The following is a 13,648-nucleotide window of genomic DNA, read 5'->3' as shown; positions in this document are numbered from 1 at the left end:
TGGACGCCCCTCGTTGTTTCGCCGCCGTGACGAAGGCGCTGTGCGTGTTACGCGTGGGTGAACGGCCGGGGTGGCCGTCGTCGTGACCGGGCCGCCCGGGCCGGGACGCGAACCGGCCGCGGCGGCCTCCGAATGACCTGGCATGGGGGAGCCGAGTCGGGCAGTTCGGGAGGGCCGGCCGCGGCCGGGGCTGGTGGGGGTCAGACCGCTTCGGCGGTCTCCGGCAGCTCGACGGCGAGCCGCTGGGTGAGGTCGACGACTTCACCGAGGTCGCCGAAATCGCGTACGGCCGTGTCGACGGTCTTGCGGATGCGGGTGTTGACGCGTTCGGAGCGGACCTTCTTGGCGATGCCCATGGCCTCCACGGCCAGGACTGTGCTCTCCTCCGGCTCGCGGCGCAGCAGGTGGACCGTGGCCATGCCGATCAGGTTCAGCGCGTAGGAGCGCTGGTGCTCCTCGTCCTTGGCGAACAGCTCCACGGCCTTGCGCATCAGGGGGTCGGCGAGGGAGGCGTAGGCGGGGCTGCGGCCGGCCACGTAGGCGAGGTCGCGGAAGGAGTGGCTGTTCTCCCCGTACAGCTCGGCCTCGGAGAAGAAGCGGATCCAGTCGGGGTCCGGCTCGTCCCACTCGTCGGCCTCGGCGAAGATGTCCTCCGCCATGCGCACCGCGCGCTTGGTGCGGCCGGGCTGGCCCATGTTGGCGTAGGCGCGGGCCTCCATCGCGTACAGCATCGACTGGGTGCGGGGGCTGGCGCAGTCCCGGCTGCCGTACTGGGCGAGGTGGATCAGCTCCAGGGCGTCGTCGGGCCGGCCGAGGTGGATCATCTGGCGGCTCATGCTGGACAGGACGTACGAGCCGAGCGGCCGGTCCCCGGCCTCCTTGGCGGCGTGCAGGGCGAGCACGAAGTACTTCTGGGCGGTGGGCTGGAGCCCCACGTCGTACGACATCCAGCCGGCCAGCTCGGCCAGCTCGGCGGCGACCTTGAAGAGCTTGGCGCGGGTGGTCTCGGTCTGGGGTTCCTGGAGCAGGTCGGTGACCTCGTGCAGCTGGCCGACCACGGCCTTGCGGCGCAGGCCGCCGCCGCACTGGGCGTCCCAGCGGCGGAACATCACGGCCGTGGACTCCAGCAGGTCGAGCTCCGGCCTGGACAGGCGGCCGCGCGCGCGGGTGGCGGGTGCCGCGGGCTCGGGTCCGGCCGCCTGCGGGGTGGCGGAGGGCGTGGGGACGAGCCAGCGCTGCATGGGTTCGATGAGGGACGGGCCCGCGGAGAGGGCCAGCGAGCTCCCGAGGAAGCCGCGCCGCGCCAGCATGAGGTCGCTGCGCGAGAACTCGCTGAGCAGGGCCACGGTCTGCGGGCCCGTCCAGGGGAGGTCGACGCCGGTCGCGGAGGGCGTGGGGCGGGTGGAACGCAGGCCCAGGTCCTCGACGGAGACGACGACACCGAAACGCTCGGAGAACAGCTCGGACAGGATCCGCGGGATCGGCTCGCGCGGGTTCTCCCCGTCGAGCCAGCGGCGCACGCGTGAGGTGTCGGTGGAGATGTGGTTGGCGCCCAGCTGGCGGGCCCGGCGGTTGACCTGGCGGGCCAGCTCGCCCTTGGACCAGCCGCTGCGGGCGAACCAGGAGGTGAGCAGCTCGTTCGGGCGCTTGTCGGCGTGCGACGCGCTCCCCGCGCTCGTACCGCTTCCGCCGTTGCCACTCACTGGAACGCCCCCATCCCTGAGACCACCTGTCGCCGAGTGCGCCAAGCCCTATCAGAATGCCGGTGGCCCGGGCCCTCCGTCCGGTGATTGACACCCTTCGAACGGAAAGCCGGGTTGCCTCCGGCATACCCACAAGTGCATGTGCCCCAAGGCTCCATGCACACAAAGTAGTCCTACGATCACTCGTCCAGCCATGGCGATTGCGGAATCGCCACCATTCGCCACCCCTTCGAATGAACTCGCGGTGGCCGGGACGCGATTCACTTGACATAGGCCAACCGGGAGTCGGTGCAACGGTGCACACCAGGGCGCGCACCGTCGGACTCACCACCCCTGAATGCCTCCGGACGCTGTCTGAACCGCGCCGGACTGGGGATTTGGAAGCAGAGAGTCACGTTTCACGTCCGCTGCGTAACCGCCGCTGCGTCGGACCCGTTGGAGGGGGCATGGGCTTCACGATCGGCATCGGCAGCAGTCGGGGCATGCGCGAGATCCGGTCCGGCGCGCGTCGCCGCGGCCGTGCCTCGGAGTGCACCGTCGTGGCCGAGTTCACCGGGCTGTGGGGCTGGGACGTGGTGCCGGGCGCCCGGACCGCCCAGGGCGCCTGCTCGTGCGGCCTGCCCGACTGTCCGGCGCCGGGCGCGCACCCCCTGGACTTCGCGCCCCGGGTGCCCGCCGGGGCGACCCTGGACGAGGCGAGCGAGGCCTGGGGCCGGTTCCCCGGGGCCGCGGTGATGCTGGCGGTCGGGCGGACCTTCGACGCGATCGAGGTGGCCGAGCCGGCCGGGCTGCGGGCGCTGGCCCGGCTGGAGCGCATGGGTGTCCCGCTCGGGCCGGTCGCGGCGACCCCGCAGGGCCGCGCCCAGTTCTTCGTCGCTCCGGGCGCCGCGGCCGAGCTGCCCCGGCTGCTGTACCGGATGGGCTGGGACGACCCGTCCGCCCTCGACCTGCGCGGCCTCGGCCCCGGTACGTACCTCACGGCGCCGCCCTCCGACCGCGGCGGCCGGGGCCCGGTGCGCTGGCTGCGCCCTCCGGCGCTCGACTCGGCCACGAAGCCCCCGGCGGCCCGGCTGCTCCTGGGCACGCTGGCCTACGTGGCCCACCGGTCCCGGGCGTAGCCCTCCGCCGACGGCGAAGCGCCCGTCCCCCGGTCGGGGAGGCGGGCGCTTCTCGCCTGGGTGCGGGCGCGGGGCGCCGGCAGTCGGTGTCACTCGCCGATGAGGGCGTCCACGAAGGCCGCGGGCTCGAACGGCGCCAGGTCGTCCGCGCCCTCGCCGAGTCCGATCAGCTTGACCGGCACGCCCAGCTCGCGCTGGACGGCGACCACGATGCCGCCCTTGGCCGTGCCGTCCAGCTTGGTGAGCACGATGCCGGTGATGTTGACGACCTCGGCGAAGACCCGGGCCTGGATCAGACCGTTCTGGCCGGTGGTGGCGTCGAGCACGAGCAGCACCTCGTCCAGCGGCGCGTGCTTCTCCACGACGCGCTTGACCTTGCCCAGCTCGTCCATGAGGCCGGTCTTGGTGTGCAGGCGGCCGGCGGTGTCGATGAGCACGACGTCCGAGCCCATCTCCTTGCCCTCCTTGACCGCGTCGAAGGCGACGGAGGCGGGGTCGCCGCCCTCGGGCCCGCGCACGGTGTGGGCGCCGACCCGCTCGCCCCAGGTCTGGAGCTGGTCCGCGGCGGCGGCCCGGAAGGTGTCGGCGGCGCCGAGCACGACGCTGCGGCCGTCGGCCACCAGGACGCGGGCGAGCTTGCCCGTGGTGGTGGTCTTGCCGGTGCCGTTCACACCGACGACCATCACGATGCCAGGCTTGCTCGTGGCGGGCTCGGTCTTGACCTCGCGGTCCATGTCGGGGCCGACCAGGGTGATCAGCTCCTCGCGCAGCAGGGTGCGCAGCTCCTCCGGCGTGCGGGTGCCGAGGACCTTGACCCGTTCGCGGAGCCGCTCGACCAGTTCCTGGGTGGGCTGCACGCCGACGTCGGCGGTGAGGAGCGTGTCCTCGATCTCCTCCCAGGTGTCGTCGTCGAGGTGCTCCCGGGACAGCAGGGTCAGCAGGCCCTTGCCGAGGGCGTTCTGGGAGCGGGAGAGGCGGGCACGGAGCCGGACCAGTCGGCCGGCGGTGGGCTCGGGAACCTCGATCTGCGGGATCTCGAGCTCTTCGACGACGGGCGGCTCCTCGACGGTGGCGGTGCCGCCGTCCGGGAGGTCGACCTCCTCTATCGTCCGGCGCGTTTCGTCGCGCGGCGTCTCGGCCTCGTCGCCGACGTGCGGCTCGGCCGGAGGGGCGGTGATGTCGGGCGTGGCGGGGGGCGGCTCGGGCAGCTGCTTCTTGCGGCGGCTGCCGACGACCAGCCCGCCGAGCGCGCCGATCACGACCACGGCGATGACTACAGCAAGGATGACGATTTCCATAACGGGACCAGTATGCGTGACCCCCGGCACGGCCCCCCGCTATCGGTCGCTTGTGGTTTCCACCAAGGGACAAAGGCCCCTGGAAGGAACGAGTCGGAGCAAAGTACGATGGAGGAGGCCGCGTCAACGCGCGTAGAGTCCCGACCGCCCCCTCTTCCCCACGATCGAGGCACGGACCCCCCACATGAGCAAGACCGCCGAGAACGAAGGCGCCCTGGAAACCCGCGGCATCGAGCAGGTGCCCGACCACGAGCGCACCGCCCGGACCCGCGAGCTGTTCCCGACCTGGGTCGGCGCCAACATCAGCGTGCTGCTGCTCACGATGGGCGCGAGCCTCGTCGTGGCGTACCGGCTCAACTTCTGGCAGGCCCTGGTCGTCGCGGCGGCGGCGCCCGTCGTGTCGTACGGCCTGGTCGGGCTGATCGGCATCGCCGGCAAGCGGGGCGGCGCTCCCGGCATGGCACTGTCCCGTGCCGTGTTCGGGCAGCGGGGCAATCTGCTGCCCGGCTCGCTGATCTGGGTCGCCCGCTGGGGCTGGGAGACGATCAACGCGGTGACCGGTGCCTACGCGCTGCTCACCGTGCTGGACATCGTCTTCGGCATACGCGCCAACAGCGTGCTGGACATGGTGACGCTGCTCGCCTTCGTGGTGGCGACGTTCGCGATCTCGGGGCTGGGCATCAACGCCGTGCAGAAGTGCAACAAGTACGCGGCCTACCTCTTCGGCGCCTTCTCGGTGCTGGTCCTTGGCTACCTGGTCGTCGACACCGACTGGTCCGCGGTGTTCGACCGGTCCGCCGGTTCGGTGGCCGCGATGATCACGGGTGTCGGCCTGATCGCGGCGGGCGGCGTCAGCTGGATCCCGTCCGCACCGGACTTCACCCGGTACCTGCCGCGCACGGCGTCCTCGAAGGGGATCGTGGGGGTCACGGTCGGCGGTGCGGGCATCGTCGTCCTGCCGATGGTGCTGATGGGCGCGGTCATGGCGGTCTCCACGCCGGATCTGGCCTCGGCCGCCGACCCGGTCTCCTTCCTGGGCGAGATCCTGCCCACCTGGATCGCGGTGCCGTACCTGCTGATCGCGCTGATCGGCATGCTGCTGATCAACTCGATGTCGATGTACTCGGCCGGGTTCACCGCGCAGACCCTGGGCTTCAAGGTCCCGCGGCACTGGGCGGTCTCGGTCAACGCGGTGATCTCGCTGGTCTTCGGCGGCGTGCTGATGCTGGTGGCGACCAGCTTCATGGGGTCCTTCATCGCGTTCCTGTCGCTGCTCGCGGTCGCCTTCTCCGCCTGGGTCGGCGTGTTCGGCGCGGACATGCTGCGCGGCCGGGAGTACGACGGCGAGGCGCTGGCCGACACCGGCCGCACCAGCGCCTACTGGTACCGCGGCGGCTTCTCCCCCGCGGCCGTCGTCGCCTGGGCGGTCGGGCTGGCCGCCGGTCTGATGTTCACCACGTCCGACTGGTTCACCGGTCCCCTCGCCACGAACAACTTCGTCGGCGAGTACGGGCTGGGCTGGGTGGCCACGGTCGTGATCTCCGCCCTGCTGTACGCGGTGCTGCCGAAGCCGGCGCCGGCCGCCGTCCCGGGAGCGCGCGCGGAGCGGGCCGGGCAGCCCGGGACCGCCGAGCGGCCCGAGGCCGCCGAGACCGTGGCCGTCTGACGTTCGCCGAGCCCCGGCGCACCGCCGCCCCGCCCGGAAAGTGACCGGGCGGGGCGGCGGACGGTGCGGGGAGAGGGGCAGCGGGGACTTGGCCCTCCTCCCCGGGTTCGGGGCCGGGCAGGGGTCAGCCCATCTCCTCCAGGGCCTTGCCCTTGGTCTCCTTCACGAACTTGAGCACGAAGGGGATGGAGAGGGCGGCGAAGATCGTGTAGATCACGTAGGTGCCGGAGAGGTTCCAGTCGGCCAGTGACGGGAAGCTCGCGGTGATGGCCCAGTTGGCGATCCACTGCGCGGAGGCGGCCACGCCCAGGGCGGCGGCGCGGATCCGGTTGGGGAACATCTCGCCGAGGAAGACCCAGACGACCACACCCCACGACAGGGCGAAGAAGAGGACGAAGAGGTGGGCGGCGATCAGGGCGACCCAGCCCTGGGTGGCCGGGAGCTTGCCGTCGACCAGGTCGAAGGAGAAGGCCCAGGCCTCCAGCGCCAGCCCGATCACCATGCCGACGGAGCCGATCAGGGCGAGCGGCTTGCGGCCGATGCGGTCCACGAAGATCATCGCGATCACGGTGCCGATGATGTTGATGATCGACGTCGTGAACGAGTAGAAGAACGAGTCGGCGGGGTTGACGCCGACCGACTGCCACAGCGTCGAGGAGTAGTAGAACGCGACGTTGATACCGACGAACTGCTGGAAGACCGACAGGCCGATACCGATCCAGACGATCGGCTTGAAGAAGAAGCTGCCGCCGAGGAGGTCCTTGAAGGAGGACTTCTCCTCGCTGTGCATGGCGTGCTCGATCTCGGTGACGCGGGCGTCGAAGTCCACGTCCTTGCCCTCGACCTCTTCGAGGATCTTCTTGGCGCGCTCGCGCTTGCCCACGGAGATCAGGAAGCGGGGGGACTCGGGGATGGCGAAGGACAGCAGGCCGTACAGGACGGCCGGGATCACCATGACGCCGAGCATGACCTGCCAGGCCTCCAGGCCCATCAGCTCGCCGCGCTGGTCACCGCCGGCGGCGTTCAGCAGGCCCCAGTTGACCAGCTGCGACACGGCGATGCCGATGACGATCGCGGCCTGCTGGAAGGAGCCGAGCCGGCCGCGGTAGGCGGGCGGGGAGACCTCGGCGATGTAGGCGGGGCCGATCACCGAGGCCATGCCGATGGCGAAGCCGCCGATGACGCGCCACATGGCGAGGTCCCACAGCGCGAAGGGCAGTGCGGAGCCGACGGCGCTGACGGTGAAGAGGACCGCCGCGATCTGCATGCAGCGGATACGGCCGATGCGGTCGGCGATGCGGCCCGCGGTCGCGGCACCGATGGCGCAGCCGATCAGAGCCACGGCGATGACCTGGGCCAGCACCGCGGAGCCGACGTCGTAGCGGTCCCGGATGGCCTCGACGGCGCCGTTGATCACGGAACTGTCGTAGCCGAACAGGAAGCCGCCCATCGCGGCGGCCGCCGCGATGAAGATGACGTGCCCGAGATGATCGGGGTGAGCCGTCCGGGCTCCTGGACTGGGTGCCTGCGATGTGCTGGCCACGTGTACTCCTCGGGCTACCGGCAACGCTGCCGGGGCGGTTCACCCTTCGAGGCACCGGCGAAGGAACCTGAAGGTAAAAGCAACGTTGCAGAGACTATGCCTTCAAGTATCGAAGTCAAGAGGGCGAGAGCTGTGAACTTCAGGGGAGCCCGAAGTGGTTATGTGTTCAAGTCTTGAAGAACAAGTGTTCAGGACTGACGCAGCCGCTGGCTGATGACCTTCGACACACCGTCGCCCTGCATGGACACGCCGTAGAGCGCGTCGGCGACCTCCATCGTGCGCTTCTGGTGCGTGATGACGATCAGCTGCGAGGCCTCCTGCAGCTCCTGCATGATCCGGATCAGCCGTTGCAGGTTGGTGTCGTCGAGCGCCGCCTCGACCTCGTCCATCACGTAGAACGGACTCGGCCGGGCCTTGAAGATCGACACCAGCATCGCCACCGCGGTCAGCGAGCGCTCCCCGCCGGAGAGCAGCGACAGCCGCTTGACCTTCTTGCCCGGGGGCCGGGCCTCGACGTCCACGCCGGTGGTGAGCATGTTGTCGGGGTCGGTCAGGATCAGCCGCCCCTCACCGCCCGGGAACAGCCGGCTGAAGACGCCCTCGAACTCCCGGGCGGTGTCCCGGAAGGCCTCGGTGAAGACCTGCTCGACGCGCTCGTCGACCTCCTTGACGACCTGGAGCAGGTCGGCGCGGGTCTTCTTCAGGTCCTCCAGCTGCTCGCTGAGGAACTGGTGCCGTTCCTCCAGCGCCGCGAACTCCTCGAGCGCCAGCGGGTTGACCTTGCCGAGCTGCTGGTAGGCGCGCTCGGCGGCCTTCAGCCGCTTCTCCTGCTCGGCGCGGACGAAGGGGCGGGGGCGGTTGCGCGGGTGCTCCGGGTCGGCTGGGAGCTCTTCGCCCTCGGCGGGGGGCGAGGGCGGCACCTCTTGATGGGGGCCGTACTCGGCCGCGAGCCCCGCCGGTTCCACACCGAGTTCCTCCAGCGCCTTGGTCTCCAGCTGCTCGATGCGCAGCCGCTTCTCGGCGCCGAGTACCTCGCCCCGGTGAACTGAATCCGTCAACTTGTCCAGCTCCGCCTTGAGGTCGCGCCCGGCGGTGCGCGCGGCGGTCAGCTCCTGCTCGCGCCGGGCCTTGGCCGCCTCGGCGAGGGTGCGTTCCGCGTCGGCGCGGGTCAGCGAGACCTCGACGTGGGCGAGCAGCTGCCGGGCGCCGGCGGCGACCGCCTCGGCGACGGCCGCCTCGTGCCGCAGCCTGGCCCGCCGCTGCTCGGCACGCGCGCGTGCCTCGCGTTCGGCGCGGGCGGCCCGGTCCAGGGAGTCGGCGCGTCCGGCCAGTCCCTTGACCCGCTCCTCGTGCGTACGGACCTGGAGACGGGCCTCCATCTCGGTCTGGCGGGCGTTGGCACCGTCGGCGGCGAGCCGGTCGCGGGCGGCGGTGTCGGGCTCCTCCTCGACCGGCATTTCCTCGGCAACGGCCAGCCGCTCCGCCAGTTCCTCGACCTCCATGAGCGCCTTGTCCAGCGCCTCCTGCGCCCGGGCCGCCGCGGCGGCGGACCGCTCCGCCTCCCCGGCAGCGCCCCGCGCCTGTCCCGCGAGCCGCCCCAGCTGCTGGGCGACGGACGACTTCTCCCGGTCGGCGGCCCGGCGCCGCTCCCCCAGTTCCTCGACGAGCGCGGCGCACTCCCGGCGCCGTGCGACGGCCGCTTCCTGCGCCCCGGCCAGCTCCTCGCACCGCACGCCCAGCTCCGCCAGCTCGGCGGCGGCCTGGTCCACGGACGCCTGCACCTCCAGGAGGCTGGGCGCCCCGGCGGAACCGCCCTGCGCGAAGTGGGCGCCCAGCAGGTCCCCCTCGGCGGTGACGGCGGTCAGCCCCGGGCGGGCGTAGACGAGGTCCTCGGCGTCCTCCAGGGTGGCGACCACGACGATCCCGCGCAGCAGCCGCCGTACGGCGGGCATCAGGTCGGCGGGGCCGTGCACCAGGTCGGCGGCGTGCGGCGGTCCGTCGCCGGGCGTGTCGTGCGGTCCGTCGCCGCGCGTGTCGTGCGGTCCGTCGCCGCGCGTCTCGTGCGGTACGTCGTCGGGGGCGCCGGCGAGCAGCAGGGCGGCCCGGCCCGCGTCCTGCTTGCGCAGCAGGCGGATCGCGTCGGCGGCGGCCGCCGGGGAGGTCACCGCGAGGGCGTCGGCGGCGGCGCCGAAGGCGGTGGCCAGGGCGGTCTCGTGGCCCGGCGTCACGGTGAGGAGTCCGGCGGCGGGGCCGAGCAGTCCGGTGAGGCGGTCCTTGGCGGCGAGTAGCGCTCCGGTGCCGTCCTTGCGGCGCAGGCCCAGGGCGAGTGCCTCGTGCCGGGCCTGTGTGGCGGCGCGCTCGCGTTCCGCCGCGGTGGCTGCCTCACGGGCTGCGCTCAGCGCGGCCTCCGCCTCGGTCAGTGCGAGTCTGGCGGCGTCGTGCCGCTCGGCGAGTTCCTGGTCGTCGGCGTCGAGCCCGTCGACCTCGGCCTGGAGCGCCTCGTACTCCTCCTGTGCGGCGGCCGCGCGTTCCCCGGACTCGTCGCGCGCCTGGGCCAGCCGCTCGATCTCGGCCTGGGCGGCGGCGGCACGGGAGCGGGCGGCGCCGACCTGGCCGCCGAGCCGGGCGAGGTTCTCGCGGCGGTCGGCGATGGCGCGGGCGGCGTCCTTGAGGCGGCGTTCCTCCATGGCCAGTCCGCGTTCGAGGTCGGCGCGGTGGGCGGCCGTGTCCTCCAGGGCGTGTTCGGCCGCTTCCAGGGCCGCTTCGAGTTCGGCCTCCTGCTCGCGGACGCGGGCGGCCTCGCGCTCCAGTTCCTCCGGGTCGCGGCCCCGGCGCTCCTCGGGCGGGGCCGAGGTGGCGCTCTTCACCCGCGCGTCGGCCAGCGAGATGGTGCCGCGCACCCGTTCGGCGAGCTGGGACAGCTCGTACCAGGTCTGCTGGGCGCGCTGGAGCCGCGGGGTGAGCCGGCGCACCTCGTCCTCCAGGTCCGCCTCGCGGCGCAGCGCCTTGCCCAGCTCCTGTTCGGCGGCCTCCTTGCGCTCCTTGAGCGCGGCCTCGTCGGCGACCTCGGCCCGGAGTGCCTCGCGCATCCGTACGAGGTCGTCGGCGAGGAGCCGGAGCCGGGCGTCCCGGAGGTCGGCCTGGATGACGGCGGCCCTGCGGGCGACGGCGGCCTGCCGGCCGAGGGGCTTGAGCTGGCGCCGCAGCTCGTCGGTGAGGTCCTGCACGCGCGCGAGGTTGGCCTGCATCGCGTCCAGTTTCCGCAGCGCCTTCTCCTTGCGCTTGCGGTGCTTGAGGACGCCTGCGGCCTCCTCGATGAAGGCCCGGCGTCCCATCGGGTCGGCGTGCAGGACGGAGTCGAGCTGGCCCTGGCCGACGATGACGTGCATCTCGCGGCCGATGCCGGAGTCGGAGAGGAGTTCCTGGATGTCGAGGAGGCGGCAGGTGTCGCCGTTGATCTGGTACTCGCTGCCGCCGTTGCGGAACATGATCCGCGTGATGGTGACCTCGGCGTACTCGATGGGCAGGGCCCCGTCGGAGTTGTCGATGGTCAGCGACACCTCGGCCCGGCCCAGCGGCGGGCGGCCGGTGGTGCCGGCGAAGATGACGTCCTCCATCTTGCCGCCGCGCAGCGACTTGGCGCCCTGCTCGCCCATGACCCAGCTGAGCGCGTCGACGACGTTGGACTTGCCCGAGCCGTTCGGGCCGACGACACAGGTGATGCCGGGCTCGAACCGGAGCGTGGTCGCCGAGGCGAACGACTTGAACCCGCGGAGGGTCAGGGCCTTCAGGTGCACGCCGTCGGACTCTACCTTTCGGGTCTGTCTCACTCCACGAACCGGTGAACCGACGCGGTTTCACCGGTGAACGTGCAGGGCACATCAGACGTTGAAGAGGGTGAAAGGTTGCGCGGGGACGGACACACGGCGGGCGAGACGGGGGGCGGGAAAGAAAGAAGGGACGCCGAAGCGTCCCTTGCAGACTCTGGCACCTGAGCGGTGGTACGAGCGGGCCCGACCACTGCCGTGCCGTGGTGGAGCGATGCAGTGATCAAGCGATGCAGTGATCAGGTGAGCGCAGGCTCCGCCTGGTGTGCGTCAACGCTCTCCATGCTCTCCATGATCCTGTCGTGAGAAGCGGCAGCCGCCAGCGCGTCGTTCTCCGCCTGGATTCGTCCGAGCTCGGATTCCAGGTCCTGGACGCGCTGCTGGAGCCGTCGCATCTCGGCGAGGAGTCGAGGGTCGGAGCCGCCGACGTAACCGAGAAGCGCCTTTGCCATGATGGATGGTCCTCCACAATGAGTGACCGACCGAAGCGGTGTGGGTCGTGAGGGAATCGCACCCGCGGTGCTTGGCACTTTGGAGTTTTTGCTGCCGTTCAACCATGCCAAACAGCTAAGGTGCGCGGGGCTTTCAGCGTCTCACCAAAAAGTTTGACGGTCAACACGATCACGCCCCGTATCGGCGGGCGCCCGGGGGCATGCGGCCGGCGAACGGTGCCGCTGCGACTCCTGCGGGCCCCTCGGGGGGTGGCGATCATTTCGCGTGCGGAGCCTCCCACGAGCGGCCGCCCTTGGCAACCACCTGCCCGTTTTCGCCCCGGCCACCCCTGCGGGGAGGGTCGCTTCCGGCGCCGCGGGCCCTCGCGCAGTGGGTTGTCAGCGGATGGCGAAGCCGTCGTACCCCCCGCGGGGTGTGTCCCAGATCTCCGTGACTCCGTCCACTCGTCCGGGCGTGTCGTCACCGCGCAGCCAGTCGAGCAGTCCCTCGCAGCGCTCGCGCGGGCCCTCCGCGACGACCTGCACACGGCCGTCGCCCAAATTGAGAGCAAAACCACTCATCCCGCCGAGTTCCAGTGCCCTGGCCCGCGTGAACCAGCGGAAACCCACGCCCTGGACCTGTCCGCGCACCCACGCGACCAGCCGTACATCCTCGCTCATGACTGCAACCTAACCAGTCAATGTCACGCGGGACACTTCACCCCCTGGCGCCATGCGGTACCGTCCCGACCCAGTGAATCTCACTTGAAACTCACTCGATCGTGTGAGTTCCGTGTTGATCGTGAGCACAGTCGACCGCAGGGCACGCCCGGCGCGAGGACGAGGACGAGGACGAGGAAGGCCAGGACATGGGACGCCACCGACGCTCCGCCGCCGGCCGCGCCGCGGAGGGCCACCAGCCGGACGGTACGGCGGGACGGCGCCGCGATCCGCTCGCTCCGGACGCGGACGAGGCCCCCACGATGGGCATCGCTCCCTACCTGAACCCCGAGGCGTACGCCGAGGTCCGCGCCAAGAGCGACGCCTACCTCTTCGCCGACGCCCCGGACGGCGAGGGCCCGCAGGCCGGCCGCACCGTCGCCTTCCCCCGTGACGGGTACACCCCCGCCGGCAGTTCGCAGCCCGGCGGAGGGCGCCGTCGCCGCCGCAGGAAGGCGGCCACCCCGGTCCGCACCGGCCTGCTCGGTGTCTCCGCCGCGGTCGCCATCGGCACGGTGGCGGTGGCCACGGGCGTGGTGCCCGGCCTCGACAACTACCGGATCGGCGGCAGCAGCAGCGGGGGCGACCGGGTGCAGGCCCAGGACACCCCGACGAACAGCCCGTCCCAGCAGGGCGGCACCTCGGGCAGCGCCGACACCGGCCGGGGCGGCGACGCGGCCACGAGCCGCGGCACCGACCGCTCCCCGTCGTCCGCCCCGTCCTCCCCGTCCGCCCAGTCCCCGTCGAAGGACGAGTCCGCCAAAGACTCCCCGTCCTCTTCCCCGTCCTCGGCCTCCCCCTCCACCTCGGCACCGGCCTCGAAGCCCGCCGCACCGGCCGGGACACCGTCGAAGACCAAGAAGCCGAAGGCGCCTCCCAGCGCCGAGCCGAAGCCGGCTGCTCCCTCGCGCCCGGCCGCCAAGGAGCCCGCGAAGCCCAGCGCGCCCGCCGCGGTCTCCGAGGAGGCCGTCGCCCAGGCGCAGGTGCTCAAGCTGGTCAACGACGAACGGGCCAAGGTCGGCTGCAGCCCCGTGGCCGCGAACAGCGCGCTGCGCGAACTGGCCGAGGACTTCAGCCGGGCCATGGCGACCCAGGGCTTCTTCGACCACACCGACCCCGGCGGCGCCACCCCCTGGGACCGGGCGTCGGCAGCGGGCATATCCGGCCTCGGCGGCGAGAACATAGCCCGCGGCCAGGCCGACGCCCAGGCCGTGATGGACGCCTGGATGAACAGCCCCGACCACCGGGCCAACATCCTGAACTGCGACTTCCAGACCCTGGGAGTCGGCGTCCACTTCGGCTCCGGCGGCCCCTGGTGGACCCAGGACTTCGGCTACTGAGA

Annotated in this window: 9 protein-coding genes; 3 read left to right on the top strand and 6 right to left on the bottom strand. The window is 71.8% G+C overall.

The annotated features are described in order from the left end of the window. Nucleotides 1-200 precede the first annotated feature (200 nt). Entirely contained in the window at nt 201-1,703 is a 1,503-nt protein-coding gene (locus ACH4D3_RS31715) for a hypothetical protein (protein WP_398329224.1), read from the bottom strand. Between the two features lie 446 nt (nt 1,704-2,149). Between ACH4D3_RS31715 and ACH4D3_RS31710 the strand changes: the two genes are divergently transcribed. Then, nucleotides 2,150-2,821, top strand: coding sequence for a bifunctional DNA primase/polymerase (locus ACH4D3_RS31710; RefSeq protein WP_398329221.1), 672 nt, complete (start codon nt 2,150-2,152; stop codon nt 2,819-2,821). A gap of 89 nt (nt 2,822-2,910) precedes the next feature. On the opposite strand, the gene ftsY is transcribed toward ACH4D3_RS31710, so the two are convergent. Further along, nucleotides 2,911-4,119, bottom strand: a complete 1,209-nt coding sequence (ftsY, locus tag ACH4D3_RS31705) for a signal recognition particle-docking protein FtsY (protein WP_134112190.1) — start codon at nt 4,117-4,119, stop codon at nt 2,911-2,913. Nucleotides 4,120-4,303: 184 nt separating this feature from the next. Between ftsY and ACH4D3_RS31700 the strand changes: the two genes are divergently transcribed. Beyond that, nucleotides 4,304-5,785 (top strand): cytosine permease, encoded by a 1,482-nt coding sequence (locus tag ACH4D3_RS31700; protein WP_398329217.1) that lies wholly within the window; start codon nt 4,304-4,306, stop codon nt 5,783-5,785. 124 nt (nt 5,786-5,909) lie between these two features. Here ACH4D3_RS31700 and ACH4D3_RS31695 read toward each other — a convergent pair whose 3' ends face one another. The 4 genes from ACH4D3_RS31695 to ACH4D3_RS31680 form a co-directional block, all read right to left on the bottom strand. After that, nucleotides 5,910-7,328 carry a sugar porter family MFS transporter gene (locus ACH4D3_RS31695; protein ID WP_398329214.1) on the bottom strand — a complete coding sequence of 473 codons (1,419 nt, stop codon included), beginning with the start codon at nt 7,326-7,328 and terminating at the stop codon, nt 5,910-5,912. 188 nt (nt 7,329-7,516) lie between these two features. Beyond that, entirely contained in the window at nt 7,517-11,125 is a 3,609-nt protein-coding gene (gene smc, locus ACH4D3_RS31690) for a chromosome segregation protein SMC (protein WP_398329211.1), read from the bottom strand. Nucleotides 11,126-11,394: 269 nt separating this feature from the next. Beyond that, nucleotides 11,395-11,607, bottom strand: a complete 213-nt coding sequence (locus ACH4D3_RS31685) for a hypothetical protein (protein WP_003973418.1) — start codon at nt 11,605-11,607, stop codon at nt 11,395-11,397. 378 nt (nt 11,608-11,985) lie between these two features. Then, nucleotides 11,986-12,267, bottom strand: a complete 282-nt coding sequence (locus ACH4D3_RS31680; RefSeq protein WP_007444898.1) for an acylphosphatase — start codon at nt 12,265-12,267, stop codon at nt 11,986-11,988. Nucleotides 12,268-12,455: 188 nt separating this feature from the next. Here ACH4D3_RS31680 and ACH4D3_RS31675 point away from each other — a divergent pair, with 188 nt between their 5' ends. Further along, nucleotides 12,456-13,646 (top strand): CAP domain-containing protein, encoded by a 1,191-nt coding sequence (locus ACH4D3_RS31675; RefSeq protein ID WP_398329207.1) that lies wholly within the window; start codon nt 12,456-12,458, stop codon nt 13,644-13,646. The last annotated feature ends 2 nt before the right edge of the window (nt 13,647-13,648 follow it).

Origin of the sequence: Streptomyces sp. NPDC018026 (assembly GCF_044327745.1) — a bacterium.
In the GTDB taxonomy this organism is placed as follows: Bacteria; Actinomycetota; Actinomycetes; order Streptomycetales; family Streptomycetaceae; genus Streptomyces; species Streptomyces rubrogriseus.
Note: the sequence above shows the minus strand (reverse complement) of the source record. Positions and strands in the feature narration are given on the sequence as shown.

Excerpts from the sequence above, each read along its gene's own strand:
- ACH4D3_RS31700 (WP_398329217.1), top strand. The coding sequence starts at position 4,304 with ATGAGCAAGACCGCCGAGAACGAAGGCGCCCTGGAAACCCGCGGCATC.
- ftsY (WP_134112190.1), bottom strand. The coding sequence starts at position 4,119 with ATGGAAATCGTCATCCTTGCTGTAGTCATCGCCGTGGTCGTGATCGGC.
- ACH4D3_RS31685 (WP_003973418.1), bottom strand. The coding sequence starts at position 11,607 with ATGGCAAAGGCGCTTCTCGGTTACGTCGGCGGCTCCGACCCTCGACTC.
- ACH4D3_RS31680 (WP_007444898.1), bottom strand. The coding sequence starts at position 12,267 with ATGAGCGAGGATGTACGGCTGGTCGCGTGGGTGCGCGGACAGGTCCAG.
- ACH4D3_RS31675 (WP_398329207.1), top strand. The coding sequence starts at position 12,456 with ATGGGACGCCACCGACGCTCCGCCGCCGGCCGCGCCGCGGAGGGCCAC.
- ACH4D3_RS31710 (WP_398329221.1), top strand. The coding sequence starts at position 2,150 with ATGGGCTTCACGATCGGCATCGGCAGCAGTCGGGGCATGCGCGAGATC.